The following is a 24,844-nucleotide window of genomic DNA, read 5'->3' as shown; positions in this document are numbered from 1 at the left end:
GGGCTCGTCGGTGGTGTCGGGCGTGGTGGGCACGACGACCGAGAAGCTGGTGACGCCGGGCGGCACGGTGACGGTGCCGGTGGCCGGGTTGTAGGTGACGCCGTTGGTGAAGGTCGGCGTGCCGTAATCGTTGCCGGCGGCCGTGCCGCCACCCAGGCTGAAGGGCAGGGTGGTGCCGAAGGCCGAGGCGTTGCTGAGCGTGACGCCAAACACCAGGTCGTTGCCCTCGTTGGCAGTGGGTGGCGTGATGAGCGACACCGTGGGCACCGCATCGTTGTCCACGATGACTGCCACGGCGCTCCCGCGGCCCAGGGTGGCGTTGCTCGGGTTGCTCAGGCTGATGAGCAGGTTCTCGTTGCCCTCGAAGATCGTGTCGTTGATCACTGGCACCCGGACCACGGCGGTGTTGGTGCCGGCTAGCAGGGTCAGCGTGCCGCTCACGGGGCTGAAGTCGACGTTGGCCAGGGCGGTGCCGCTGACCACCTGGTAGTTCACCGTCACGTTTTGCGTGGCGAGGGTGCTCAGGGTGATGGTGAAGGTGAGGAAACCGTCGGCCTCGCTCACCTGCACATCGCTCACGCTGATTTCGGGCTGGGTCGGCTCGCCGTCCCGGGCCACCACGGACCCGCCCCGGACGATGCCAGCGCGGGTGGGTTCGATCGCGGCGGGGTCGATGGCTTCCGCGATGCGGTCGACCCGCAGCGCCGGGCCGTTGTTGCCGTCGCTGCCTGGTTCAGCGCTCGGCCCGGCGCCGGGCACCACACTGGGGTCGGCCTGCGTCAGTCCTTCGATCACCCGGTCCAGCGGGTTGGAGGCAGCCTTGCCCGCGGCTGGGGGATCCATGGCCAACAGGTCCTCCGGCTTCGGGTCGGCGAGCTCGACGATGCCGTCCTGGCTGGTCAAGATCAAGTCACCCCTCATCACCTTGTCGCCGATCTTGAGTGGGTGCAGCTGGCCGTCGGCGCGCCGGATGTAGGCCTGCCCTTGCAAGTCAACAACGACGGTGTCATGGCTCTTGGTGATGACGGGCATGGTCAGGTCCTGCAGGGTCGGCCGCAATGCGGCTTGGGGTCGAACAACAAACGGGCGGTCGAGGCGTCAGCGCTCTTTCAGCGCGTTGTCCTTGACCTTCAAAACGGGCTTCAGCAAGTACGACAAGATGGTTTTGCTGCCGGTCAGCACGTCCACCTCGGCCGTCATGCCGGGGATGATGGGCAATTGCTCGCCCAGTCGGCTCTTCAGGGTGCGCACGCGCACGACATAAAACGCGTTGCCTTTGTCGTCCACCACAGTGTCCGGGCTGATGTTTTCCACCTTGGCTTCCAGGCCGCCGTAGATCGAGAAGTCGTACGCGGTGAACTTGACCATGGCGGCCTGCCCGGGGTGGATGAAGGCGATGTCGCGCGGGTGAACCTTGGCCTCGAGCACCAGGGCGTCGTCCAGGGCCACCACCTCCACGATGTCTTTGCCCGGCTGCACCACGCCGCCCACGGTGTTGGCCAGCAGGCGTTGGATGCGGCCGCGCACGGGACTCTTGATCTGGCTCTTGTCAACCCTGTCGTTCAGAGCCACGGCGCTTTCGGTCAGGGCGTTGAGCTTGCCGAGCGATTCCGCCAGCTCCCGTCGGGCCTCGTTGCGGAAGGCCAGCTCGGTTTCACTGACCTTGCGCTGGGCCTCGGCCACGGCGGCGCTGACGCGGGCGATCTGGGCGCTGGCCTGCTCGGCCTCGCCGCGAGCGCGAGCGAGGTCGCGCTCCAGCTTGATGATGTCCACCTCCGACACCGCGCCCGACGCGAGCAGCGGCCGGGTGCGCGTCAACTCTTGCTGGCTCAGCTCGAGGCCGCGCTCGGCGGCGGCCTTGCGAGCGCGCATTTCGCCCAGTTCTTGCTGGCGTTGGGCGAGTTGCTGCTCGCTGATGGACACCTGGCCCGAGAGCTCGGCACGGCGGTTTTCGAACAGGCGGCGCTCTTCGTCGACGATGCGCTGCTCGTCGGCATCTTTGGCGGGGGGCGGGGAGAAGGCGCTGCCTTCGGCCAGCGCACGCAGGCGGGCCAAGCGGGCCTGCAGCGCAAAGCCCATGGCGGCGTTTTCCCGCGCGCCGGAGGTGGCTCGGGTGGCGTCGATGGTGAGCAGCAGTTGCCCTTGCTCGACGACATCGCCCTCCCGGACCAAGATGGACGTCACCACGCCGCCATCGAGGGACTGGACCGTTTGCAGGCTGCGAGACGACACCACCTTGCCGTCGCCCTTGGTGACCTCATCGACACGGGCAAATCCCGCCCACACCAGCAACACGGCCACGACGGCGGCCACGGCCCGGACCATCGTCCGCGAGCGTTGGCGCTGCTGGGCGTTGATCAGCTCTTGGGCGGCGGCCTCGAACTCGCGCACGGCGGGCGACACGGGCGGCGGTGGCAGCGCCACCAAGGCGTGGAACCAGCCAAGGCAGCGGGCCCAGCGCGAGGCCTGGGGCGGAGGGAGGCTGGGCCGCGCGCTCATGAGCCTGCCTTCGCGATGCGACCTGCGGCCAGTGCTTCCATGACGCGCTCACGCGGCCCATCGGCCACGATGCGTCCGTTGTCCACCACGATGACGCGCTCCACCAGCGCCAGCATGGAGGTGCGGTGCGTGACCAGCACCACGGTGCGGCCTTGCGCGAACGACGCCATGCGTCGGGTGATGTGCGACTCGGTGCTGAAGTCCATGGCGCTGGTGGGCTCGTCCAGCAGCAAGATGGGGGCGTTGTGCACCACCGCGCGGGCGATGCCGACGCATTGCCGTTGGCCGCCGGACAGCGACTCGCCCCGTTCGCCCACCGGCATGTCGAAGCCTCGCGGGTGGCGCTTGACGAAATCGCTCAGGCCGGCGATGTCGGCCGCTTCCAGGATGGCGTTGTCGGTCGCGTGCGGCTGGCCGAAGGCGATGTTGTCGCGCAGGGTGCCGTGGAACAGCATCACCTCTTGGGACACGCACGCCAGGTTGCGCCGCACGTCCGACAGGTCGAGTTGGCGCAGGTCGATGCCGTCCAGCAGCACGGCCCCGCTGGTGGGCTGGTAGAGGCCCATGATGAGCTTCTGCAGGGTGCTTTTGCCCGATCCCACGCGCCCGATGATGGCCACGTGCTCGCCGGGTTGCACGGTGAAGCTGACGTTGTCCAGCACCTTGTCGTCGCGCCCTGGGTAAGCAAAGCCCACGCCGCGGAACTCGATCTGCCCATGGAGCACCGGGCGGTGCAGGCCCACCCGTTGCGGTTCGCGCTCTTGGGGGCTGGCCATCAACTGCTCGAGGCCGTCCAAGGCGGTGCGTGCGTTTTGGGCTTGCAGCAGCAGGCCCACCACGGTGCCCGCTGGACCCAAGGCGCGCGACGCCAGCATGGTGCAGGCGATGAGGCCGCCCATGGTGAGTTCGCGCTGCGCAATCAGGTACACGCCCACGACCACCAGCACCACCGGGGCCATCTGCCCGAGGAACAGCGTGCCGTTGGTGGCCCGGCCGCTCAGCTCGCGCATCTGCACCTGCGTGGCGCTCAAGAAGGCATTGGTGTGCTCCCAACGCGCTTGCACGAGGCCCTCCGCGCCTTGGGTTTTCAGCGTCTCCAGGCCGGTGAGGGCTTCGATCAGCGTGGCATTGCGCTGGGCGCTGGCTCGGTAGGTGGTCAAGGACAGGGCCTGCAGCCGGGCTTGCAGCAGCCAGCCCAGGGCCAAGGTCAGCAGGCCGATGGCGATGACGGGCAGCGCCATCCAGGGCGAAATCCAGACGATCACCAGCAAAAACAGCAAGGCGAAGGGCAGGTCGATCAAGGCCGTGACGGTGCCGGCCGCGATGAAGTCGCGCACCTGCTCGAAACCCCGCAGGTGGCTGGCGAATGAACCCACCGAATCGGGCTTGGCCGCCAAGCGCATGCCCAGCACGCGCTCCATCAGCACGGCGGAGAGCCGGACGTCGACGCGGGCGCTGGCCTCGTCGACGAAGCGGCCGCGCAGCCATCGCAAGAGCAGGTCGCCCAACAGCACCAGGCTCACGCCGATGGCCAGGGCCCACAGGGTGTCGAAGGCGAGGTTGGGCACCACGCGGTCGTACACGTTCATGGAAAACAGCGGCACCGCCAACGCGAACAGGTTGATCAGCAAGGCGGCCAGCAGGACGTCCTGGTAAAGCCCCCGCTGCTCCAGGATGGCGCCCCAGAACCAGTGCCGCGCCACCGGGTGCGCGCTCGGGTGGTCGATGGCGGGCTCGCGCGCGGCCTGGGCATCGAAGCGGAAGTGCGGGCGCACATTCAGCACCAAGCCGGTGTGGCGCTGGGCCAGGTCGGCCCGGTCGAGCGTGACGCGACCGTGGCCGGTTTCGGGCAGCAGCACCTCGGCTTGTTGGCCGTCTTCGCTCCAGCCTCCCAGCACGCAGGCTCGGTTGCCCTTCAGGATGAGGATGGTCGGCAGCACCGCGCGGTCGATATCGTGCAGCGCCATGCGCTGCACGCGGGCGGACAGGCCAGCGCGAGCCGCCGCGCGCTCGGCCAGTTCCAAGCTCAAGCCGCGGTCGCTCAGCGGCAGCCCGGCGCTGAGCGAGGCGCGGGATGCCGGCAGGCCGTGGAGGCGGCACACCTCGACCAGGCAGTCCAACAAGGGGTCGGGCTGCGCGAGGTCTTCGCGCACGCGGGGGGCGTCGGCCGGGAGGCCGGGCTCCAGGCTCAAAGCAAGGCGTCCAGGTTGGGCGGCAGCGCGGGGCAGCGGGCCGGGGCGGCATCGCCCGCCTGCCAGCCGTTGGCGTCGTCGTCTTGCGTGCGGCGGGCCAAGCCCAGTTGTTGGGTCAGTTGGCCCATCGCCGCGTGCGTGCGTGCAGCAGCCAGGGCACGGTCGAACTGGGCGTTGGCCAGCGCGCGCTGCGCGGTGTAAGCCTCGTTTTCGGCGTTCAGCAAGTCCAGCAAGCTGCGTTGGCCGATGTCGAACTGCTGGCGATAGGCCTGGCGGGCACGCTCGATGGCGTCGGTGTTGGCCTGCAGCAAAGCGACTTGCTCGCGGAGCTTGTTCATGTCGTTGTAGGCGATGGCGGCCACTTGCGTCGCATCGCGGCAGGCCTTGTCGCGCAGGTCGCTGGCCTGGCTCAGCAGGGCCGCCTGTTGGCGCACGCGGGCGCGGTCGCCGCCGCCGTCGAAGAGGTTCCAGTTCAACACCACCTCGGCGCCGCTGTCGCCACGGCGACCTTCCAGGCTGTTGAAGTTATGGCCCCGCCCGGTGCGGGCGCGGAACTCGACGCGCGGTTGCAGCAGCGATTCTCGCGTTTTCACCGAAAACTCGGCTGCCCGCAAAGCGGCCACGCTGGCGCGGATGGCCGGGCTTTGGCTCACGGCCTGTTGCAAGGCCTCGATCGCCGAGGCGGGCAGGCGGGCGTCCAGGGGCGCCAAGGGCGGCACTTGGCGCTGCGGTGCTTCGCCCACGATGCGCTGGTAGCGGGCCATCACGTCGTGCAGGTTGGCCCGCTCGGTGACGAGGTTGGATTCGGCCAAGGCCAAGCGTGCTTGCGCTTGCTCTTGGTCGACGCCGCGTCCCACACCGGCCTTGACCCGGGTTTCGATCTTGTCCAGGGCCTTGCGGTGCTCGGCCACGTTGTCCGCGGCCAGGGTGGCCAGGCGACGCATGCGTTGCACGTCGATCAGGGCGCGCACGGCCTCCAGCGCGGTGTTTTCGCTGGCGTCCAGCAATTCAAAGTAGCGGCTGAGGCGCTCGTTGGAGCTGCGTTCGATCTCGCGTTGCGTGCCCAGACCATCCCAGAGCACTTGGGTCAGGGTCAGGCTGGTGCCGGTGCGGTTGAGGCGGCTGCTGGGGGCCACGTCGTACTGGAAGCGCTCTTGGCCGGCTTCGGCACGCAAATCCACTCGCGGTCCGCGCGCGGCCCTTGCCGCGTCCCACCCTTCCAGTGCCGCCTGGTATGCGTTCCAGCGTGCGGTCACCTCGGGGCTGGTGGCCAGGGCCTTTTCGGCCACGGCCTTGAGGGCCGCCGCGTCCTGCGCCTGAGCGGGCAGCAGGGCAGTCAAGATCAAGGAGAGCAGCAAGGAGCGTTGGGGCGTCATGGGCATTGACGGCCCAGCGGCCACGGTGGACCACGCGCCCAAGGTGCGCGCCCACGGGGGGCCGAAGGCCGATCGAGGAAGTTGAAGGGGGCGCGCAGCGCAACACCAAGCAACCGGCCCCATGGCCCTGGTCACATTCCGTTACATCTGGCGCAGACCTTGATTTTAGGTGGGCGCACCTCGCCGAGGCCCCCCCCGCATTGAGGGATGCAGTGCCTGTTCCAGGGTGTTGGCCACCCCCCGATTCAAGGTGGGCGGCGCCCTCAGGGGGTGATGCAGGTGCGGTTCTTGCCGGTGCGCTTGGCCTCGTACAGGGCCTCGTCGGCCCGGTCCAGCGCTTGCTCGAGCGACTCGCCCGGTCGGTACAGCGTGGCGCCGGCCGAGAAGGTCACGAACACGTCCTTGCCTTCGTGCATGAAAAGGCTGGCCGACAGCGAACGTTGCAGGCGGCCCAACACCTGGGTGGCCTCGTCGAGCGGGGTGGCCGGGAGCAGCAAGACGAACTCTTCGCCGCCATAGCGGGCCACCAGATCGCCGGGCCGCAGGATGGCTTGGGCCCGGGCGGCCAAGTTTTTCAAAGCCTCGTCGCCCGCCGCATGGCCAAGGCTGTCGTTCAACTTCTTGAAGTTGTCGATGTCGAGCAGGGCCAGCGCCAGCGGCTCGCCGTCGCGGGCCTGTTGGGCTTGCGCGCTGTCAAAGCTGGCGACCAGCCCGCGGCGGTTGGCCACTTGGGTGAGTTGGTCGGTCTGGACCTCGCTGGCCAAGCGCTCGAGCTCGTGTTCGAGGTCTTGCACGCGCTGGCTCAAGGCCTGCACGCGCTCGTTTTCTTCGTGAAGCCGGGTGTGGGTTTGCTGCACCAGGTCGTGCACGCTGCGGCTTTCTTGCACCATTTCGCGCACCACGCCGGTCAGGCTCTCGAGGCTGTCGGCAGCTTCGATGACTTCAACATAGCGGCCCATGCTTTGGCTGAAGCGGTCGGTGTGCTGGCTGAGTTGACCCAGCTCGGTGAGCAGGGTTTGGATCAGGCCCTTGAGGGCCTCGCGCGCCTGCGTGCGTTGCTCGCGCAGGCCGCGCTGGCGCTCGCGGGTGGCGCTCAGGCGTTCGCCCACCGCGCGCACGGCGCGTGGCGTGAGGCCTTGCGACAGCGCATCGGCCATCAGGTGGGCCTGCCCCCGAGCCCAGCTTTCGTCTTCGCTGAGCTCGACCAAGCTGCCGCTGAGTTCTTCGCACAGTTGCGCCAAGTGGCCCAACAGTTGCTGGCGCTGACCCAGCACCCGACGGGCGCGCTGGCACAGGCCAGCCAGGGCTTGCGCGTGGCCGAGGTCGGCGGGTTGCTCCTGCAGGAGCGCGTGGGCGTCGTTCAACTCGCGGGTCAGCTCGGCCAATTGGGATTCGCCCGCCGCCGTGGCCTCCAGCGGCGCCAAAGCGCTTTGCACGGTGTCATGCAGGGCCTGTCCCGCTTGCGTCCAGGGCGTTTCGCTGTCGTCGTCGAGGTCCAGGTGGATGGTGTCGGGCGGCGCTTCGCGCTCAGGGGGGCCATCATCGCGCTCGAGTTCGTCCAGAAACTGGCTCGGGGTGCCCTCGGACGCTTCGAGCTTGGTGTCCACGCCGGCGTCGCTCTCCACGTCGCTGTCCCAGCTTTGCACGAGCTGGCGCAGCCGCCGCACCAGCCTTGCGCCATCGCCCTTGTTGGCGTTGAGCACGCGCTGCAGGCCGTCTTTCTTGCGTGCCAGGGTCCAGACCTTGCCGCCGCGCTCCAAGCCCCGGGCCAGGCGTTCGACGGTTTGCGACCAGGCTTCGCCCTGGGCGGCTGGGCCGTCGGCGGCCAGCAAGCGCTCGGTCAGCCGCAACATCTCGTCCCATTGCGATTGCCGCAGGGCCAGCGCCAGGGCCTGGCGCTCGCTGGGGTCGCCCACCCATTGCAGCAGCCGCAACACAGCGGGCTGGGCCTTTTCAGGCAGGGCTTGGGCTTCCTGCCAGGTTTGTCCGGCTTCGGCGGCCTCGGCGGCGTAGGCCTTGGCGTAGTTGTCGGGCGTGGGCTCGAGCTTGGAAACGGCGATGCGCCGCAGCGCTTGCTTGGCCAGTTGGGCGGGAGACAGTCCGGGCATCAGCGGCTCACTGCGGCGTGGCTTCGGGCGCGAGGGGGCGCGAGGGGCGGGCCAAGACGGCCGTTTTCACCCAATGCGGCACCGCGTCAGCGGGCATGGGCTTGGCGAACAGGTAGCCCTGCATGACGCGGCAGCCCAGGGCGCAGAGGGCGTCGAGCTGGGTGGTGGTCTCCACCCCTTCGGCCACCACGCGCAGGCCCAGCGAGCGGGCCAAGGCGACGATGGCTGCGGCCACGGCGGTGGCTTGGGGGCGTTGGCCCAAGTCCTTGACGAAGCTGCGGTCGATCTTGAGTTCGGACAAGGGCAGGCTCGTCAGGTAGCTGAGCGAGGAGTAGCCGGTGCCGAAGTCGTCGATCGAGATTTGGATGCCCACGGCGTTGAGTTGCTCGAGCGTGGGGATGACGCCGTGCAGGTCTTTCATCAGCCCGCTCTCGGTGATTTCGAGCTGCAGCAGGTGATGGGGCACGTCTTCCTGCTCCACGCAGGTTTGGATGTGGGCGACGAGGTCGGGGCGCTCAAAGAGTCGGTTGGGCAGGTTGACGGCGATGGACTGGTCAAAGCCGAACTCCTGCTGCCAAACGCGCGCTTGGCGGGTGGCTTCGCGCAGCGCCCATTCCGACATCGGCACGATGAGGCCGCTCTCTTCGGCCAGCGGGATGAAGTCGCCCGGCGGCACCAACTGCCCCTGGCGCTGCCAGCGCATCAAGGCCTCCACGCCCACCATGCGGCCCGTTTCAACATCCACTTTGGGCTGGTAGTGCAGCACCAGCTCCTGGCGCTCCAGGGCCTTGTGCAGCGCCGACTCCAAGGCCAGGCGAACGCGACCCTGCGCCGCCAGTTGCGGCGTGTAGAGCGCCGCGGCGTTGCGCCCTTGGTCCTTCGCGGTGTACATGGCCAAGTCGGCGTTGCGCAGCAAATCGGCGGCGGTTTGTCCGTCGTCGGGGCACAGCGCAATGCCGATGCTGGCCGTGATGAAGAAGTCTTGGGCGCCCACCACCACTGGCTCGCGGAAAGCGGCCAGCATGCGCTGGGCCACGCGCTCAGCGTCGGCCTGATCGCCCACTTCGGGCAACAGCGCCACGAACTCGTCGCCCCCCAGGCGCCCCACGGCTTCCAGGCTGCGGTGCTGGCGGATGCCGCCCGGCTCGAAAGCCAAATCCAAGACCTGGTCGGTGTGGCGCACGCACGTCCGCAACCGACGGGCCACTTCCACCAGCAGTTCATCGCCGGCGCTGTGGCCCATGGTGTCGTTGACGTTCTTGAATCGATCCAGGTCGATCAGCAGCACGGCGGCCCGGTGGCCATGGCGTCGGGCGGCGTCGGCGGCGCGATCGATGCGCCACAGGAGCTGGCGCCGGTTGGGCAGGTGGGTCAGCGCGTCGAAGTGCGCCAGCTGGCGGATGCGGTCTTCCGCTTGACGCCGCTCGGTCACGTCTTGGACCATGCCGGCAAAGCCCATGGCAGTGCCTTGACGCTCGAAGGAGACCTCGGGTTCCAACTCGAGGTGGACGATGCGCTGACGACCGTCCGGCAGGTGCAGTGCCACGTCGGTCAGCACGGGGGCACCGAAGGCCTGCAGTTCGCGCAGTCGCAGCAGCAGGCTGTGCCGCTCGTCGCGAGACACCAAACGCAGCAGGTCCACCCAGCGCGGCAGGCTCAAGGGGGGCAGACCGAGCGCACGCAAGGCCTCGGCCGACAGGCGCGGGTGGGGCTCGTCGGGTTGCCATTCGAGGCTGCCCATGCGCGCCAAGTCCTGGGCGCGGGCGAGCCGCTCGCGCGACCGGGCCAGTTCGCGCAGGGTGCAGGCAGCCCGCAACTGGTGCCGAAGTCGGGCCGCCAGCAGTCGCCACGAGGTGCCTTTGGCGACGAAGTCGGTGGCGCCCACTTGGAAGGCCCGATCCACCGCGTCGTCGCTGTCCAATACGGTGAGCATGACCAAGGGCAGGGCTTCGCATCCCGGCATCTCCCGGATGCGCTCGCAAGTCTGGAACCCATCCAGGCCGGGCATCACGGCGTCCAGCAGGATCAGATCGGGCAGGGGATCGGCGGTGCCAGCCAGCAGCGTCAGCGCGGCCTCGCCGCTGGCCGCGGTGTCCACCGCAAAGCCATGCTGGCGCAGCATGGCTTGCGCGACCAGGCGCGAGCTGGCGTCGTCGTCCACCAAAAGCAGACGGGGCGGCGCGGCTTCGGTCATGGGGCGGCCTCGGAGAGGTCTCGCACGGCGATGCGAACGCCCTCCAAGGTGTGGCGCAAGGCCGCCAAGGCGGGCCTGGGGTCGGACGGGGCGGGGGAGCGGCAATCACGCTCCAGATCGGCGCACTGTGCGGCGGCTTCCAGCGCGCCCACGTGGGCGCAGGCCGACTTCAATTGATGGGCGGCGCGAGCGATCCGATCTCGGTCCAACTCGGCCTGGCTGGCGGTGTTGATCTCGCCCAGCCCTCGGTCCAGCGTTCGCTCGAAGGCAGGGACGAGGCGTGCCAACAGGCCCCCCGGGGCGCCGGCGTCGAGGGCCCGCAGCGCCGCCAAGGCATGGGGGTCGAGCCGGCAGCGCAGCGAGCCGGTGGTCTCGTGGGGTGGCGGGCAAGGGGCGGCGCTCATCAGTCCAACTGGGCGCCTTTGGCGAGCGCCACGACCACGGCTTGGTTGACCTCGGCTGGACCCAGCATCAGGGCCGCGGCGGCGTCGCGGTGGTCGAAGGGCGACTCGCTTTCGATGGCGCGCGCCATGTCCAGGTAGGGCTGGTAGGGGCCGGTGTGGTGGACCAAGGCCTGAACCACGCGCTCGGGGCAGGGAACCGACGCCAGCAGCTTGTCGAAGGGCGACTTGAGCAGGTGATCCAGCAGCGAAAACAGGCCGCAGATGAACATTTCGTCTTGCGCCTCGCGGTCGTTCAAGCCGCGGGCCAGTTCTTCCATCAGCAAGCCTCGGCGCAGCGCGGCCCACATGACGGGGCGCATGGCGTTGTCCTTGCAAGCCGTGGCCAACAGCAGGGCGAGCCAGCGCTTGAGCCGCGCCAGGCCCAGCAACATCATGGCGTGGCGGAACGAGGTGACCTCGACGGGCAGCCCGAAGGCCGCGCTGTTCATGTAGCGCAGCAGCTTGAAGGCCAGGCTGGGGTCGCGCTTGAGCGTGGCCTCGAGGCGGTCGGGCGCCTCCCCGCGGTCGACTTGACCGATGAGCTGCATGAGCACCTGCAGGTCGGCGCTCACGTCCACCTTGGGCGAGCCCGCGGGCGGCTCGTAGGCGCCCTCCACCGGCAGGCCAAACACGGCTTGGGCGCCACGCTGGAAGGCTTCCGCGGCCTCCGGAGCCGAGCGCACCACGTTGCACCACAGGGGCAAGCGGTTGGGGTCGGTCACGCCGCGGCGCAGGTCGTCCAGGTCGAGCTCCGTGGCTTTGAAGGTGCTACGCGGCGCCCCCACGTCGCTCACGCCCTTGAGCAGTTGCCCTGAGCACGACAGCAGGGCCTCGGCCATGCTGCCGGCCAAGAAGGCGGGCACCTCCAGGCTCAGGTGGGGCGGGAGCTCGCAGCGAGCCACTGCCGCCAGCGTGGCTTCGTGCGGGACGTTGAGGATCACCGGGCGGTGCGAGGCCGGGCAGGCGTCCAGCGCCACGGCCAGCACCTCGGCAGGATCCAAGGCGACGTCGGGCTTGAGGGGGACGAGGGTCAGGCGCGTGGCCATGACCTGACGCTGCGCGTCGTAGAGCGGGGCGTAACCCAAGGCCACCTGGGCCAAGATGGGGTGCTTCAGACTCATCGCGCAAGGGCTCCCGGCAAACGCGCTGGGGCGCCAAGGGTCACCCCATCAGAAGTTCAGATACTGGAACAGGGTCAGTCTTTGCACGGCCGCGTAAGACCGTAGCGCTGCATCGTAGCCGGTCTGTTGGATCTGGAATCGCGAGATGGCCTCGGTCATGTCCAGGTCCTCGGCGGCGCTGCGCTCGGCTTGGTTGTACAGCTTGAGGCCCGACAAGCGGCTCTCGGTGCCGTCCAGCAGGTTGAGGCGCTCGCCCACCAAAGAGCGCACCTCCTGAAAGTTGGCAAACGATTGGTCGATGTCCCGCAGGGCGATGATGTTGCTTTGCTGGATCTGGATGGCGCTGCGGTTGGGCGTGCGCAGTTCGCCCACCACCCTGTCAAGGACGTTGAAGATGTTCGAGTCGGCCACCGAGGGCTTGATCTCGAAACGATCGCCGTCCGTCACCGTGCCATTGAGGGTGATGGTCATGCCATCGAACACGATCGCTTTGCCCGGCTCGAACGGCAAGACTGTGGCGACCACGCTGCCGGTGGTGACGTCGGTGATGGTGGCTTGTGACAGCCCGGTGGTGCCGTCGATTTGGATGGCGTACTCGTGCCCCGTGAGCGCTTGCGGGTTGGTCACGCGCCCCGAGTCGATCCACAAGGTCGGCGGCTGGCCGGTGTTGGCGTTGGGCAGCGGCCCGGTGGCAAACGTGCCGTTGCCGCTGCGCGCCTGCTCCCAGGCCAGGCGGCCGTCCACGGTCATGGCGAAGTTGTCGAGGTTGCCGGTGAGCACGGTGCCGGGCACGCCGTTGAAGCGAACGCCGGTGGCTTCGTCGAGAAAGGGCGGCTGGCTGGAGCCCTGGCCGCTGAACACGTAGCCGCCCGAACCATCGGGGCGGTTGGCGATGGACAGCAGTTGCTTGCGCAGGCCGGCGATCTTGTCGGCCAGACTGCGGCGCTCGCTGTCGCCATAGGAGGCATTGCCGGTGGCCACGAGGGTTTCGCGGATCTGCTGCAGGATTTCGGTGGCGTCGCCCATGGCGGACTCGGCCAGCGTCATGCTGTTGCGGCTGGCTTCCAGCGCGCGTTGGTTGGCGTCCACGCGCCCGATGGCCGCCAGGGCCCGCTCGATGCGTGCCGCACCCGTGGGGTCGTCGCTGGCGTCGGCCACCCGCTTGCCCGAAGTGAGTTGCACCTGGGTCTGCTGCAGCTCCTGTTGGCGGCGCTGCAACTGGGCGATGGTGCTGCTGTAGAGGTTGGCGGTGGAAACGCGCATGGGAGGACCTCAATCGGCTCAGCGGACGGAGTTGAGCAGTTCGTCAAAAACGGTTTGGGCCACTTGGAGCATCTTGGCCGAGGCTTGGTAGGCCTGCTGGTACTGCAGCAGGCGGGCCGCCTCTTCGTCCAGGTTGACGCCCACCTCGCTCGACAAGGCGGACTCGGCGTCGTTGGCGACTTGGTCAGAGGCCTTGGCGAGGTACTCCATGCCCTGCGCGCGAGCACCGATGTCGCCCATGGCGGCCGCGTAGGCGTCGTTCAGCGTGGATCCAGCGGCGATGACGCCGCTGCCCAGGTCGCGTTGACCGACGAAGCGCTCGCCCTGCAGCGCCAGGAAGGCTTGGACGTTGCCGTTGTTTTGCCCCGGGTATTGGGTCGGGTTGATCGCCAGGCTGTCGCCAGGGCGCGGGACGCCCACCAGGTTCAGCGCGAAGCCCTGGTCGATGCCGGGCTCGTTGCCCAGGGGCTGGCCGGCCCGCCAAACGCCGTTGAAGACGCCACTCTGTGTGGTCAGTGTGTAGTCGACGCTGCCGTCCGGATTGCTGGCGCCGAACACCACGCTGGCCGGGAACTCGGCCGGGTTGAAGTTCGTCGTGTCCACGGCGTAGATGCTGTTCACGCTGGCCGTGCCGGTGTTGGCCACGTTGGTGACGGCACTGATGGGGCTGGCGGCGGCGATGCCTTGCGTTTGGTCGAGCACGCGGCGCATGCTGACCGCCGCCGTGGCCACAGGCTCCAGGCGGTAGGTGTCGAAGGGACCCGGGGGCGCAGGGTTGAAATCGATGCGGAAGCCATCGATCACGTCGCCATCGGCCACGCTGCGCACCACGCCGTCGCTCTCGCGAACGAGCAGGTAGCTGCCCACGGCGGCCGGGTCGCCCTTGAGGGTGTAGCTGCTGGCTTGCAAGAAGCCGGGGTCGACACGTGTGACCGTCACGCCCGACAAGAAAGCGCCGCTGGCGTCGCGCGCGTTGGTGCTGGCCGGCAGCACGTTGGGGGCGCCGACGGCCAACAGGGCCACCCCCGCGCCGGCTGGCGTGCTCAAGTCCAAACCCAAGGCCTGCTGCGTGTTGACGCGCATGGTGATGGCCGTGGCCAGCTGACCGATGTAGTTGCGGGCGTCCTGCAGGTCCTTGTTTTGGTAGCTCACGAGGGCGGAGATCGAGCCGCCGGTGAGCACGCTCGTGTCCAGTGCCCGGGTGTTGCCGCTGTCCAGGATGGCGACCTGTGCGCGTTGGCCGTCGTAGGGGTCGTTCTGCACCACCAGCGACCGCGCCTGGCTGCCCAGCACCAGCACCTGCCCGCCGCCAATGAAGACGCCCACCGAGCCGTCCGAAGCGGGGATGGTGCTGACACCGATGTACTTGGCCAATTCGGCCACCAACTGGTCGCGCTGGTCGAGCAGGTCGTTGGGGCTGTTGTCCGAGCCCGTGAGCCGCGCGATGTCGCCATTGAGGGTGGCGATTTGCTTGGCGAGCTGGTTGACGACCACGGCGTTGGCCTTGAGCTCGGTGACCACGCCTTGCTGCAGGTCCTGCAACTGTTGGCCGGCACTGGCAAAGCGTGCGGCCATTTCCTGCGCGCGCGCCAGCACCACCTGACGTGCCGCGGTGTCGCTCGGCCGGCTGGAGACGTCGACCATGGCGTTGAGAAACTGGCTCATGCCCTGGCCCAGCCCGGCTTCACCCGGTGGCAGCACCCTTTCCAGGCGCTGCAGGTTGTTGAGCAGGGTGAGGTCGGATACGGCCGTGGAGCGCGAGGTGGTGGCCTCGCGGCTGAGGAACTGGTTGTAGGCGCGCGTGATGGTGTCGACCTGGACGCCTTTGCCCTGAAAGCCTCCGCCCGTGAACTGTGGCGCGGCGGTCTTGAGCACGGCGCTTTGCCGCGAGTAACCCGGCGTGTTCGCGTTGGCGATGTTGTGGCCGATGGTGTTGATGGCCGTTTGGCTGGCGTTCATCGCCCGCGCGCCCAGCGTCAGCAGCAGAGAGGCTCCCATGGCGTGCTTTCCTTCTCAGCCTCAGGCCAGAGCCCGCTGGACGCGAACCGTGGTGTTGATGACGCGGGCCAGCTTGTCGGCGTACGCGGGGTCGGTGGCATAGCCGGCGCGTTGCAGGTGGTGCGCGAAGGCTTGGGCGTTCTCGGTCTCGGCGGCGGCCACGGCCTGCGCGTAGCGTTGGTTGCCCTTGAGCAGGCGCGCGTAATCGCGGAAGGCCTCCTCGGGGCTGTCGTAGGCGCGGAACTTGGCGGTGACCTTGCGTGCGACCCCGTTGATGACCTCGGTGGTGGTGATCTCGGCCACCTTGCCCGTCCAGTTCGAGCTCGCCTTGATGCCGAACAGGTTGTGGCTGTCGCCGCCGCCTGCGGTCTTGATGGGGCTGCGACCCCAGCCGGTCTCGTGCGCCGCCTGGGCCAGCATGAAATGCGCGGGGATGCCGGTTTCCGCTTCCACCTGCTTGGCTGCGCCTTCGTGCTTGAGGATGAACTGCGCTGCCCGCTCGGGGACGTTGCGCTTGCCCAGGGACGGCAAGGGGGCCGGCGTGGGGGGCGCTGCCGGGGCCTGCACGCCCAGGTTGCGGCTGAGCTGGCGCTCGATGGCGCCCGACAAACCGCCAGGCAGGCCGGTGAGCTGCTGGGCGAACTGCTGGTCCAGCATCTCGGTGCCCAGCTTGCTGGCCTCGTTGTCCATCAAGCCGCTGGACAAGGTGGAGGCGCGCATGCGCTTCATCACCTCTTGCATGAACAGGGCTTCGAACTGTTTGGCGCTTTCTTTGACGGCGCCTTGGGGGTCGCGCGCGGCGCGTGCCCGCAGCGCAGCGCCGGCTTGGGCGTCAAAGGCCAGGTGCTGGTTCGAGGGTGGGGCGGTCATCAAATCACCTCGATCTCGGCCTGCAGGGCGCCGGCGGCCTTCATGGCCTGCAGGATGGCGAGCAGATCGGCCGGCGTGGCGCCCAGGGCCGACAGGGCCTTGACCACGTCCGCCAGCTTGGTGCTGGCGGGCAGTTGGATCAATGGCCCCGGTTCTTGCCGCACCGTGATGTCGACCTTTTCGGTGACGGTGGTTTGCCCCCCGGAAAGCGGAGCGGGCTGGCTGACCTGGGGCGTGCTGTTGATGGTGACGCTCAAGTTGCCATGCGCCACCGCGCAGGCGCCGATGCTGACGGCCTGGTTCATCACCACCGACCCCGTGCGCGCGTTGATGACGATGCGGGCAGGCGGGGCGGCGGTGTCGAAGCTCAGGTTTTCCAGGTCCGCCAGGAAGGCCACCCGCTCGTCGGGGTCGCTGGGGGCGTTGACGCGGATGACACGCCCGTCCAGGGCCGAGGCCGTGCCGTTGCCCTTGGCTTGGTTGATGGCGCGGGCCACGGCGCGGGCCATGGCGAAGTCGGTGCTGTTCAGGTCGAGTTGCAAAGGCCCCGGCTGGTTCAGGGGCGTGGGCACGCTGCGCTCCACCGTGGCGCCGGCCGGGATGCGTCCCACCGCCAGGTGGTTCACCTGCACCTTGCTGCCGCCGGCCGAGGCGCCGGCGCCACCCACGATGAGGTTGCCCTGGGCCAGCGCGTAGATCTGTCCGTCGGCACCGCGCAGCGGTGTCGCCACCAGGGTGCCGCCGCGCAGGCTCTTGCTGTTGCCGATGGAGGAAACGGTGACGTCGAGCGCCTGCCCGGGCTGGGCGAAGGGCGGCAGTTGCGCCGTGACGATGACGGCCGCCACGTTGCGCGGGCTGGGGTTCACGCCCGGCGGTAGCGTGATGCCGAACTGCTGCAGCATGGCCTGCAGGCTTTGGTTGGTGAAGGGCGACTGGGTGGTTTGGTCGCCGGTGCCGTCCAGCCCGACCACCAGGCCGTAGCCCGTCAAGGGGTTGGAGCGCACGCCCGCCACGGTCGCGACTTCCTTGATGCGGGTCGCAGCAAGGGCGGTCGGGGCGGCGGTACTGGCCAGGGCCAGCAAGAGAGCGAGGAGGCACTTCATCGGTCGAATCCCGTCAGGGACCCCAAGAAGGGGGTTCGACCGATTGTTGGAAAACTTTAGGTCGGGCTGAGGCTCAAGAAGAAGCGTGAAAGCCAGCCAATTCCGTGCAAGCCCTCGGCGGCGGCGCCGCGCCCGCGCTGCTCGATGCGCACATTGGCCACCGCCGTGCTGGCCACGGTGTTGCCCGCCTGGATGGCGCGTGGGTCGACCTGACCCGAAAAACGCAACACGTCCACGTTGTTGTTGACGCCGATCTGCTTCTCAGCACTGATCAGCAGGTGCCCGTTGGACAGCACGCCCGTGACCACCGCCGTGACCGTGCCGCTGAACTCGTTGGTGTTGGCGTTGCTGCCTTTGCCCTCGGTCACATTGCCGCTGCTGGCGCCCGCACTGGCCCGCCCGTTGGCAAAGCTGTTGGGCTTGACGAAGGGCACGGCGGTGACGTCGGCGGTGAGCGAGCCCGTGCGGTCGGCCTTGCTGGTGGAGCTTTGTGAAGCGGTGACCTTTTCGGCGATGGCGATGGTCAGGGTGTCGCCCACCATGCGAGCGCGGTGCTGCTCGAACAGGGGGCGGTAGCTCGCGGCCTGGTAGATGGCGCCGTTTTGGGCCATGGGCGTGGCCAGCGTGGGCATCTGCACCACGGGGGGCGGCTCCATGTCCACGCGCGGGTCCAGCATCGATGAGCAGCCGGCGGCCAGGGGCAAGGCCATGAGGATGAGGTGACGGAGGTTTGGCATGCGAAGGCCCTCGGTGTCTTGAGCTGGGGCGCCCTTGGGGAGAGTCGGTGCGGCTGCTGCTCAGGCCATCACAGCTGCGACAAGCGCTGCAGCATCTGATCGCTGGTTTGCACGGCCTTGCTGTTGAGCTCGTAAGCGCGTTGGGTGGTGATCATTTGCACCAGCTCCTCAACCACGTTCACGTTGCTGGTTTCGATGTGCCCTTGCTTGATGTTGCCCAGAGCGTTGGTGCCGGGGTTGCCCACCTGCGGGGCGCCGCTGCTGGCGGTTTCGCTGAACAGGTTGCCGCCCTGGGCCTGCAGGCCGTTGGGGTTGATGAAGTTGGCCAGCTGCGCTTGGCCCAGCGTTTGCGGCGTCGTCGAGCCCCCCACCACGGCGCTCACGGTGCCGTCCTGACCGATGCTGATCTGCCGGGCGTTGGGCGGCACGGTGATGCCGGGCAGCAGCGTGTCGCCGTTGTTCGTCACCATCTGGCCGTTCGCGTCGAGCTTGAACTGGCCGTCCCGCGTGTAAGCGGTGGTGCCGTCGGCCCGCTGGATCTGGAAGAAGCCGTCGCCCAGGATGGCGATGTCCAAGGCGTTGTCGCTTTGCTGCAGATTGCCCTGGCTGAAGGTGCGGCTGCTGGCGACCGGACGCACCCCCAGGCCCACCTGCAAGCCCGTGGGCAGCGTGGTCTGCTCGGTTTGCGGTGCTCCGCTTTGGCGCAGGTTCTGGTACATCAAGTCTTCGAACTGCGCGTGCGTGCGTTTGTAGCCCGCCGTACTGACGTTGGACAGGTTGTTGGAGATGTGGTCCAGCTGCATTTGCTGGGCTTCCATCCCGGTCTTGGAGATCCAGAGGCTGCGCATCATGGTCGGGTTTCCTTCATGCGGTCAGCGACCGCCGAGAGACTGGGGGTCACTTCAGGTCGGCGACAACAGCTTGCTCGACACCTGGCCCTGGGTTTGGGCCAGGGTGAGCAGCTTCATCTGTTGTTCGAACTGGCGGGCGGCGGAGATCATGGCCACCATCGTTTCCACGGCGCTGACGTTGCTGCCTTCGAGCACACCGCTGACCAGCCTTGCATTGGGGTCGGCCTGCAAGTCGCCCTCCACGCCCCGGAACAGACCGTCTGGGCTGCGGTTCAGCGGGGTCTCGGGTGTGACCAACTTGATGCGGCCCACGGTGTTGGGGCGGCCGGTCTGGCCTTGCGCGCTGACCGTGCCATCGGCACCGATTTGCACCGTGGTGTTGGGCGGGACGGTGATGGGGCCGCCGTCGCCCAGCACCGGCAAGCCCGACTTGGTCACCAGCAGGCCCTCGGCGTTGACGTCCAAGGAGCCCGCCCGCGTGTAAGCCTCGGTGCCGTCCAGGCCCTGCACGGCCAGCCAGGACTTGCCCACCATCGCCACATCCAGGCGCCGCTCGGTGTGGTTCCAGGGGCCGGCTTCGTCGTTGTAACCCACCGTGGTTTCCAGGGCGTAGGCGCGCGTGCTGGCCCCATCGCCGCGCACCGGTACGGCGCGGAAGGCCACCAACTCGGCCCGAAAGCCCGAGGTGCTGACATTCGCCAGGTTGTTGGACAGCACCTCTTGCCGCTGCATGGCGGCCTTGGCACCTGCCATCGCGTTGTAAACCATGCGATCCATGGGTTGCTCCTGCTCGACTCAATGCCAGTGAGCGGTCACCGCGTCTGGCGCAGGGTGATCGCAGGGTGACCGGGGTTCATCGCCATCAACGCAGCTGGACGATGGTCTGCAAGATCTGGTCTTGCGTCCGGATCGTCTGCGCGTTGGCTTGGTAAATGCGCTGGGCGGTGACCATGTTGACCAACTCCAGCGTCAGGTCGGTGTTGCTGTCTTCCAGCGCACCCGACTGCAGCTTGCCGAAGTTGCCCACGGCTGGCGTACCGAGCACCGCATCCCCGCTGGCGAAGGTGCGAGCCCAGACGTTGCCGCCCAGGGGCTGCAAGCCCTGTGGGTTGCGGAAGCTGGCCATTTCGATCTGACCCGCCGGTTTGCTTTGGCCGTTGCTGTAGCGGGCGGTCACGATGCCGTTGCTCTCCACCAAGATGCCGCTGAGCTGACCCGGCGCGTAACCGTCTTGCAGCAAGTTGGTCACCGCAAAGGGCGAGGCGTTTTCATTGGCTCCGAGCAGATCGACCTGGATACCCGGGATGTCGAGGGCCGGCGCGCCCTGAGAGTTCACCGACACCGGAATATCCAAGTTCAGCAAGCCGGCGGGGGTGGTGGGGTTGCCGCCGTTGCGCGGGAAGACGATGGACGTCCACGGCTGTTGGGGGTTGCCGTTGGCATCCAGGGTGATGCCGTTGCCGGCGGAGTCCACTGTGACCGGCGTTCCATTGGCGGTGGCATACACATTCCACGTGGTGTCGCCTGTTGTGGCGTCCACCGAGGCCTTCTGGAAGTAGAGCGTCAGCGCGGTGTCTTGCCCCTTGGTGTCGTAAACCGCCAGCGAGGTGGCGTTGTTGTAAGTGGTGGGGTCGTTCAGGATGACGCCGCCAGCGGCGGGCAGGGTGATGGGCACGCGCGAGTCGACGTTGAACTCCAGCTTGATGTCGTTGGTGCGCTGCGGCGCGATGCCCGCGGTGGGCAGCTGCAACGGGGCGGCGATCCCGGGCTGGATCACGCCCGTGCCGTCGGCGGGGTAGCCCAGCAGCTTGAGGCCGTCGTTGTTGACGATGAAGCCCTCGCGATTGATCTTGAACTGCCCGTTGCGCGTGTACGTGGTGGGGTTCACGCCGTCGCTCATCTGGAAGAAGCCCGGGCCGTTCACCGCGAGATCGAGCGGGTTTTCGGTGGTGCTGATGTTGCCCTGGGTGAACTGTTGCGCCACCGAGCCGAGCGTGACGCCGATGCCGATCTGACCCACGCCGGCGCCGTTGAGGGCTGCGGCGTACAAGTCCTGAAACTCCGCCCGGGAGGCTTTGAAGCCGACTGTGCTGGTGTTGGAGATGTTGTTGCCAATCACGTCCAGGTTCTTGGCGGCGGCGTTGAGGCCGGAGAGACCTTGTTGAAAGCCCATGATGAAGCCTTTCGGGTGGGGGTTAGTCGACGCTGAGGATGGAGTCCAGGGTGGTGGTGTTGCCGCTGGCCAGCATGAAGCTGAGCTTGGCGCCGTCGGTGTTGACCGCGACCACGCGGTCGCGGCTGAAGGTCTGGGCCGATACCGGCGTGGCGCCGCGCTTGGCGGCAACCGTGAAGCGCAAGTCTTGGGTGCCGCTGTAGCCCTCCTTGGACCACGCGAAGCTGTGGCGTCCGGCCGTGGCAGCGCCCAGTTGCACCGTGTCGATCACAGTGCCGGCGGCGGTGGTGACCGTGACGGTGACGTTGTCGGCCGCCCCCACCAGTGAAAAGGTGCCCACCGCGCCCTCGCTGCCCACTTGCAGCCGGTTGCCGGCCGTGGTCACGTCGCGGCCGATCAGGGCCACGCCCTGCATCGAGGCGTTCTGGTTGAACTGCGCGTTCATCGTCTCGATGCTGGTCTTCAACTGGTCGATGCCCGTCACCGTCTGGATCTGCGCGATCTGCGAAGTCAGCTGCGCGTTTTCCATCGGGCTCATCGGGTCCTGGTTCTTCATCTGCGCCACCAGCAGCGTCAGGAAGCGGTCCTGGTTCTCCTGCGCCTTTTGGGCGGCGTCGCTCTGCTTGGCGGCCGTGCTGGTGCCGGTGTTGAGGAGGGTGCTCACGTCCATGCTTCAGCTCCGTGTGCTCACTGCCCCAGCTGCAAGGTCTTTTGCAGCAGGTTCTTGGCCGTGTTCATGACTTCGATGTTGTTCTGGTACGAGCGCGAGGCGCTGATCATGTTGACCATCTCCTCCACGCTGTTGACGTTCGAGTAGGTCACATAGCCCTGCTCGTCGGCCTGCGGGTGCTTGGGGTCGAAGACCTTGCGCCCCGGGGTTGGGTCTTCCACCACGTCCGCCACCCGCACGCCGGCGCCGGCGCCGTCGGCCGGGCCGCCTTGCTGGGCGCCCATGAGGTGCGTTTGGAACACCACCTGCCGTGCCTTGTACGGCGTGCCGTCGGGGCCGGCCACCGTGTCCACGTTGGCCAGGTTGCTCGCCACGGTGTTGAGGCGCTGGCTTTGCGCCGACACCGCGCTGCCGCTGATGTGAAAGATCTGGAACATCGACATCGTCGTTCTCCCGGTCAGCCGGCCGCGTTGTGCGAGCGCATGGCGTCCAGCGTCGTGCGCACGCTGCCGTTGATGAAGCGCAGCGTGGCCTCGTACTTCAAGGCGTTGTCCACGAAGCTGGCGCGTTCGCGGTCCATGTCCACCCCGTTGCTGTCCGCCGAGGTCTGGGCCTGCAGGGCGGCTTCGCGCGTGGCGCTGGCCAGGCCCAGGGTGCTCACGCTCAGGTGGCGGGCGTTCGTCGCCGCCGGCAAGGCCGCAGGCTGGCCCCCTGCGGCAGCCTGGGCGGCCGTGCGCAGGGCCTTGCCAAAGTCCATGTCCTTGGCTTGGTAGTTCGGCGTGTCGGCGTTGGCGATGTTGCTCGCCAACAGGCGCTGGCGCTCGGCGCGCAACATCAGCGCCTGGGTTTGAAACCCGATGCCATCGGTGAGGCGGTTGATCATCGTTCGACCCGTTCCGGGACGGCCTTTTCCTGAGGATGCTCGTCATTCTGGGGATCGGCCCGCCGGACTTGAGCGCGATAAGCGGCCGCTCGGCCCCGCATTTCTGCGCCTTGTGCCCACGCACGGTGCCTAGAGTGGCCGGCATGTCTTGGCGTCTCATCCTGACCGTTGCTGCCTGCCTGCTGGCCCCGTCGTGGGCGCGGGCATCGGCATGGCCGGTCGAGTGGACGCAGCGCCTCGAAGGGTTGGCCGAGCAAGCCGCTCGCGCGGCATTGCCCGCCGAGGCCCGCGTGGACATCGACGTGGGCGCCCCCGACCCGCGCCTGCGCCTCGCCCCTTGCCAGCGGGTTCAGCCCTTCGTGCCGGCCGGGCAAAGCCTCTGGGGTCGCAGCCGACTGGGCCTGCGCTGCGTCGAGGGTGCCAGCCGGTGGTCGGTCACCATCCCCGTGGTGGTGCGCGTCACCGCGCCCACCTGGGTCGTGAGCCAGCCCCTGCCGGCGGGCACGGTGCTGGCCGTTGAACACCTGCGCTGGGCGCCAGCCGAAGTCAGCGCCGAGCCTGGCCCCGTGTTGGGCACGCAGTCGCCTGTGGGGCGCACGCTGGCGCGGCCGATGGAGGCCGGCGAGGTGCTGCGGCAGCCCCACCTGCGCGCCCGGCAATGGTTCGCCGCCGGCGATACCGTGCAGGTGCGCTGGCAGGGTCAAGGTTTCGCGGTTTCGGCCGAAGGCCAAGCCATGGGTCCCGGTCTAGAGGGCGCGCCGGTGCGCGTGCGGGTGGGCGGCGGCCGGGTGATCCAGGCCCTGCCCGTGGCCGAGCGGCGGGTGGAGGCCCTGTCGTGACGTCCCTTCGTGATCTGGGTCACGCCCAGCCCTGCCGCCAGCGAGCGGGCGCAGAAATCACTAAAGTTGCCAGCGTGTCGGCCGAAAGAGCCCTTACGGTGGTCCCTCCAGGGTTTCCACCGAGCACCTGGAGCGCATGATGGAAATCAACAACACCCCCAACCGACCCGTGCAGCCGCTGGCGTCTCAAGACCGCCAGAACAAGCCGGAGCTGTCGCCAGCAGCCGGGCGTGTGGCCATCACGCCAGCGGCGCCGAACCAGACCGGGGCCCGCCCCGAGCCCGTCAGCGCCAACCCGCCCGCCAGCGCCCAGGTGGCGCTGTCCAACAGCGCAGTGCAAATGATGAGCGGGGGCGACCAGAAAGACAGCTTCGACGCCTCCAAGGTCGAGCGGGTCAGCCGCGAGATCCAGGAAGGGCGTTTCAAGGTCAACGCCGAGCGCGTGGCCGACCGCCTGATTGCCAACACCCGCGAGTTGCTCGCCAACCGCGACCCCGACGAATCCCGCTGAACCGCCGCGCCAGGCTCCCGGCATTTGCTGGGGCGGTGCGGCTCTCGCCGAGACCGCTGCCATGAGCCTGACGCCTTCGTCTTCCACCGCCCCCGCGGCTGCCGACCCCCTCACGCCCCTGCTGACCGAGCTGGAGTCGGCCTTGGGCTCGGTGCAAGCCGCCTTGAGCCAGCGCGACGCCCTGGCGCTCGAGCGCCACGCCGCCAGCGTGCAGCGCCTCATGACCGACGCCTTGCGCGAGGGCCGCGAGCGGGGCCGCGGCGGCGACCTCACCCCCGCCTTGCGACAACGGCTGGCCGCAGCCGGCGCCCAGGTCGCGGCCCAGCGGGCGGCCCTGGGGCGCGCCACGGCCGCCCTCGACCGGGCCATCGACGTCTTGATGCCCCCCGAGCCCCTGGGTCTTTACGGTCAGAGCGGCCGCACCTTGCGGCAGCGCAGCAGCGGCGACGTCGCCAGCGCCTGAGGCCCCCGGCCGCGCAGCCTCAATCGCCCGTGGCCATCCGCCGCACCCGCTCCAGGTAGGCCTGGCCGTCGGGCGGCCGACCGCTGCGCTGGCTTTCCCACACCATCTCTCCCAGAGCCTCCATCGCGCCGTGGTGGGCCTCGTGCATCGAGCCCCGCCGTTGCGCCAGCAAGGCCACCGCTTGGCGGATGCCGTGCGGCTGGTCGATGGCCATCTGCTCGCTCAGGCTCAAGTGCATCGCCAGGTGCAGGAAGGGGTTGGTTTGCCCCGCCTCGACCGCATAGCTCAGCGACAGCGCACGCGCCTCGTCGGCCAACTCGGCGTGGTACTCGGGATGGGCCTGGACCCAAGGCCAGGCCAGTTGCTGCATCGGGTCGAGCGCTTCACCCGCCAGGCCTTGGCGCAGGGTGGTGCAAAAGAAGCGCCGCACGTCGAGTTGCGAGGGTTGAAACATGCGCAGATTGTCGGCGGCCGCGGTGTGCTTCCGTAACATGCGGGGTCTGGATCCCGGCTGCGCCCATGCAACTCCTGCTGATTGACGACCACCCGA

At 68.4% G+C, this 24,844-nt stretch carries 23 protein-coding genes; 3 read left to right on the top strand and 20 right to left on the bottom strand.

Features of this window, described 5'->3' with window-relative positions; translation table 11 throughout:
• The 19 genes from O9335_RS14010 to flgB all read right to left on the bottom strand — a co-directional run.
• Positions 1–1,032 (bottom strand): Calx-beta domain-containing protein (locus tag O9335_RS14010; protein ID WP_298389163.1); only part of this gene is annotated, 1,032 nt, incomplete at its 3' end.
• Positions 1,033–1,098: 66 nt separating this feature from the next.
• The gene (locus tag O9335_RS14005; RefSeq protein ID WP_298389161.1) at positions 1,099–2,499 is read right to left on the bottom strand and encodes an HlyD family type I secretion periplasmic adaptor subunit; all 1,401 of its coding nucleotides are present in this window, start codon (positions 2,497–2,499) and stop codon (positions 1,099–1,101) included.
• Positions 2,496–4,691, bottom strand: a complete 2,196-nt coding sequence (locus O9335_RS14000; protein WP_298389159.1) for a type I secretion system permease/ATPase — start codon at positions 4,689–4,691, stop codon at positions 2,496–2,498. Before O9335_RS14000 ends, O9335_RS14005 begins: the two co-directional genes overlap by 4 nt.
• A complete protein-coding gene (locus tag O9335_RS13995) occupies positions 4,688–6,067 on the bottom strand; it encodes a TolC family outer membrane protein (protein WP_298389157.1) in 1,380 nt (459 codons plus the stop codon). Before O9335_RS13995 ends, O9335_RS14000 begins: the two co-directional genes overlap by 4 nt.
• 263 nt (positions 6,068–6,330) lie before the next feature.
• Complete coding sequence (locus O9335_RS13990) at positions 6,331–8,175, bottom strand: diguanylate cyclase (RefSeq protein ID WP_298389155.1); 1,845 nt, start codon at positions 8,173–8,175, stop codon at positions 6,331–6,333.
• A 7-nt stretch (positions 8,176–8,182) separates the two neighbouring features.
• Positions 8,183–10,369 carry an EAL domain-containing protein gene (locus tag O9335_RS13985; protein WP_298389153.1) on the bottom strand — a complete coding sequence of 729 codons (2,187 nt, stop codon included), beginning with the start codon at positions 10,367–10,369 and terminating at the stop codon, positions 8,183–8,185.
• Positions 10,366–10,773 carry an Hpt domain-containing protein gene (locus O9335_RS13980; RefSeq protein WP_298389152.1) on the bottom strand — a complete coding sequence of 136 codons (408 nt, stop codon included), beginning with the start codon at positions 10,771–10,773 and terminating at the stop codon, positions 10,366–10,368. The genes O9335_RS13985 and O9335_RS13980 overlap by 4 nt, the downstream gene beginning before the upstream one ends.
• Positions 10,773–11,933 (bottom strand): EAL and HDOD domain-containing protein, encoded by a 1,161-nt coding sequence (locus O9335_RS13975; protein WP_298389150.1) that lies wholly within the window; start codon positions 11,931–11,933, stop codon positions 10,773–10,775. Before O9335_RS13975 ends, O9335_RS13980 begins: the two co-directional genes overlap by 1 nt.
• A gap of 48 nt (positions 11,934–11,981) precedes the next feature.
• A complete protein-coding gene (gene flgL, locus O9335_RS13970; RefSeq protein ID WP_298389148.1) occupies positions 11,982–13,196 on the bottom strand; it encodes a flagellar hook-associated protein FlgL in 1,215 nt (404 codons plus the stop codon).
• An 18-nt stretch (positions 13,197–13,214) separates the two neighbouring features.
• The gene (gene flgK / locus O9335_RS13965; RefSeq protein WP_298389146.1) at positions 13,215–15,194 is read right to left on the bottom strand and encodes a flagellar hook-associated protein FlgK; all 1,980 of its coding nucleotides are present in this window, start codon (positions 15,192–15,194) and stop codon (positions 13,215–13,217) included.
• A 21-nt stretch (positions 15,195–15,215) separates the two neighbouring features.
• Positions 15,216–16,064, bottom strand: coding sequence for a glucosaminidase domain-containing protein (locus O9335_RS13960; RefSeq protein ID WP_298389144.1), 849 nt, complete (start codon positions 16,062–16,064; stop codon positions 15,216–15,218).
• Positions 16,064–17,167 carry a flagellar basal body P-ring protein FlgI gene (locus O9335_RS13955; RefSeq protein WP_298389142.1) on the bottom strand — a complete coding sequence of 368 codons (1,104 nt, stop codon included), beginning with the start codon at positions 17,165–17,167 and terminating at the stop codon, positions 16,064–16,066. Before O9335_RS13955 ends, O9335_RS13960 begins: the two co-directional genes overlap by 1 nt.
• 56 nt (positions 17,168–17,223) lie before the next feature.
• Positions 17,224–17,904, bottom strand: a complete 681-nt coding sequence (locus O9335_RS13950) for a flagellar basal body L-ring protein FlgH (protein WP_298389140.1) — start codon at positions 17,902–17,904, stop codon at positions 17,224–17,226.
• Between the two features lie 68 nt (positions 17,905–17,972).
• On the bottom strand, positions 17,973–18,755 hold the full coding sequence (gene flgG, locus O9335_RS13945) for a flagellar basal-body rod protein FlgG (RefSeq protein WP_298389138.1): 783 nt from the start codon (positions 18,753–18,755) through the stop codon (positions 17,973–17,975).
• Between the two features lie 51 nt (positions 18,756–18,806).
• On the bottom strand, positions 18,807–19,532 hold the full coding sequence (gene flgF, locus O9335_RS13940; protein ID WP_298389136.1) for a flagellar basal-body rod protein FlgF: 726 nt from the start codon (positions 19,530–19,532) through the stop codon (positions 18,807–18,809).
• Positions 19,533–19,617: 85 nt separating this feature from the next.
• On the bottom strand, positions 19,618–20,928 hold the full coding sequence (flgE, locus tag O9335_RS13935; protein ID WP_298389134.1) for a flagellar hook protein FlgE: 1,311 nt from the start codon (positions 20,926–20,928) through the stop codon (positions 19,618–19,620).
• Between the two features lie 22 nt (positions 20,929–20,950).
• Complete coding sequence (locus O9335_RS13930) at positions 20,951–21,592, bottom strand: flagellar hook capping FlgD N-terminal domain-containing protein (RefSeq protein ID WP_298389132.1); 642 nt, start codon at positions 21,590–21,592, stop codon at positions 20,951–20,953.
• Positions 21,593–21,615: 23 nt separating this feature from the next.
• Positions 21,616–22,041 (bottom strand): flagellar basal body rod protein FlgC, encoded by a 426-nt coding sequence (gene flgC, locus O9335_RS13925; RefSeq protein ID WP_298389130.1) that lies wholly within the window; start codon positions 22,039–22,041, stop codon positions 21,616–21,618.
• Between the two features lie 14 nt (positions 22,042–22,055).
• A complete protein-coding gene (gene flgB, locus O9335_RS13920; protein ID WP_298389128.1) occupies positions 22,056–22,481 on the bottom strand; it encodes a flagellar basal body rod protein FlgB in 426 nt (141 codons plus the stop codon).
• Between the two features lie 143 nt (positions 22,482–22,624).
• Between flgB and flgA the strand changes: the two genes are divergently transcribed.
• The 3 genes from flgA (at position 22,625) to O9335_RS13905 (ending at position 24,294) form a co-directional block, all read left to right on the top strand.
• Positions 22,625–23,320 carry a flagellar basal body P-ring formation chaperone FlgA gene (gene flgA, locus O9335_RS13915; protein ID WP_298389126.1) on the top strand — a complete coding sequence of 232 codons (696 nt, stop codon included), beginning with the start codon at positions 22,625–22,627 and terminating at the stop codon, positions 23,318–23,320.
• Between the two features lie 139 nt (positions 23,321–23,459).
• Positions 23,460–23,831, top strand: a complete 372-nt coding sequence (gene flgM, locus O9335_RS13910) for a flagellar biosynthesis anti-sigma factor FlgM (protein WP_298389124.1) — start codon at positions 23,460–23,462, stop codon at positions 23,829–23,831.
• Positions 23,832–23,892: 61 nt separating this feature from the next.
• The gene (locus O9335_RS13905) at positions 23,893–24,294 is read left to right on the top strand and encodes a hypothetical protein (RefSeq protein ID WP_298389122.1); all 402 of its coding nucleotides are present in this window, start codon (positions 23,893–23,895) and stop codon (positions 24,292–24,294) included.
• Between the two features lie 19 nt (positions 24,295–24,313).
• Here O9335_RS13905 and O9335_RS13900 read toward each other — a convergent pair whose 3' ends face one another.
• The gene (locus tag O9335_RS13900; RefSeq protein ID WP_298389120.1) at positions 24,314–24,748 is read right to left on the bottom strand and encodes a DUF1841 family protein; all 435 of its coding nucleotides are present in this window, start codon (positions 24,746–24,748) and stop codon (positions 24,314–24,316) included.
• Positions 24,749–24,844 lie beyond the last annotated feature (96 nt).

It is taken from the genome of Inhella sp., from assembly GCF_027532025.1.
Lineage (GTDB): Bacteria > Pseudomonadota > Gammaproteobacteria > Burkholderiales > Burkholderiaceae_C > Inhella.
Note: the sequence above shows the minus strand (reverse complement) of the source record. Positions and strands in the feature narration are given on the sequence as shown.

Bases quoted from the DNA above. Each gene is read 5' to 3' on its own strand.
- O9335_RS13960 (WP_298389144.1), bottom strand. From the start codon at position 16,064: ATGACCGCCCCACCCTCGAACCAGCACCTGGCCTTTGACGCCCAAGCC.
- O9335_RS13975 (WP_298389150.1), bottom strand. From the start codon at position 11,933: ATGAGTCTGAAGCACCCCATCTTGGCCCAGGTGGCCTTGGGTTACGCC.
- flgL (WP_298389148.1), bottom strand. From the start codon at position 13,196: ATGCGCGTTTCCACCGCCAACCTCTACAGCAGCACCATCGCCCAGTTG.
- flgF (WP_298389136.1), bottom strand. From the start codon at position 19,532: ATGGATCGCATGGTTTACAACGCGATGGCAGGTGCCAAGGCCGCCATG.
- O9335_RS13995 (WP_298389157.1), bottom strand. From the start codon at position 6,067: ATGACGCCCCAACGCTCCTTGCTGCTCTCCTTGATCTTGACTGCCCTG.
- flgK (WP_298389146.1), bottom strand. From the start codon at position 15,194: ATGGGAGCCTCTCTGCTGCTGACGCTGGGCGCGCGGGCGATGAACGCC.
- O9335_RS13950 (WP_298389140.1), bottom strand. From the start codon at position 17,904: ATGCCAAACCTCCGTCACCTCATCCTCATGGCCTTGCCCCTGGCCGCC.
- O9335_RS13955 (WP_298389142.1), bottom strand. From the start codon at position 17,167: ATGAAGTGCCTCCTCGCTCTCTTGCTGGCCCTGGCCAGTACCGCCGCC.
- O9335_RS13905 (WP_298389122.1), top strand. From the start codon at position 23,893: ATGAGCCTGACGCCTTCGTCTTCCACCGCCCCCGCGGCTGCCGACCCC.
- O9335_RS13980 (WP_298389152.1), bottom strand. From the start codon at position 10,773: ATGAGCGCCGCCCCTTGCCCGCCACCCCACGAGACCACCGGCTCGCTG.
- flgA (WP_298389126.1), top strand. From the start codon at position 22,625: ATGTCTTGGCGTCTCATCCTGACCGTTGCTGCCTGCCTGCTGGCCCCG.
- O9335_RS13900 (WP_298389120.1), bottom strand. From the start codon at position 24,748: ATGTTTCAACCCTCGCAACTCGACGTGCGGCGCTTCTTTTGCACCACC.
- flgB (WP_298389128.1), bottom strand. From the start codon at position 22,481: ATGATCAACCGCCTCACCGATGGCATCGGGTTTCAAACCCAGGCGCTG.
- O9335_RS14005 (WP_298389161.1), bottom strand. From the start codon at position 2,499: ATGAGCGCGCGGCCCAGCCTCCCTCCGCCCCAGGCCTCGCGCTGGGCC.
- flgC (WP_298389130.1), bottom strand. From the start codon at position 22,041: ATGTCGATGTTCCAGATCTTTCACATCAGCGGCAGCGCGGTGTCGGCG.
- O9335_RS13985 (WP_298389153.1), bottom strand. From the start codon at position 10,369: ATGACCGAAGCCGCGCCGCCCCGTCTGCTTTTGGTGGACGACGACGCC.
- flgM (WP_298389124.1), top strand. From the start codon at position 23,460: ATGGAAATCAACAACACCCCCAACCGACCCGTGCAGCCGCTGGCGTCT.
- flgG (WP_298389138.1), bottom strand. From the start codon at position 18,755: ATGATGCGCAGCCTCTGGATCTCCAAGACCGGGATGGAAGCCCAGCAA.
- flgE (WP_298389134.1), bottom strand. From the start codon at position 20,928: ATGGGCTTTCAACAAGGTCTCTCCGGCCTCAACGCCGCCGCCAAGAAC.
- O9335_RS13990 (WP_298389155.1), bottom strand. From the start codon at position 8,175: ATGCCCGGACTGTCTCCCGCCCAACTGGCCAAGCAAGCGCTGCGGCGC.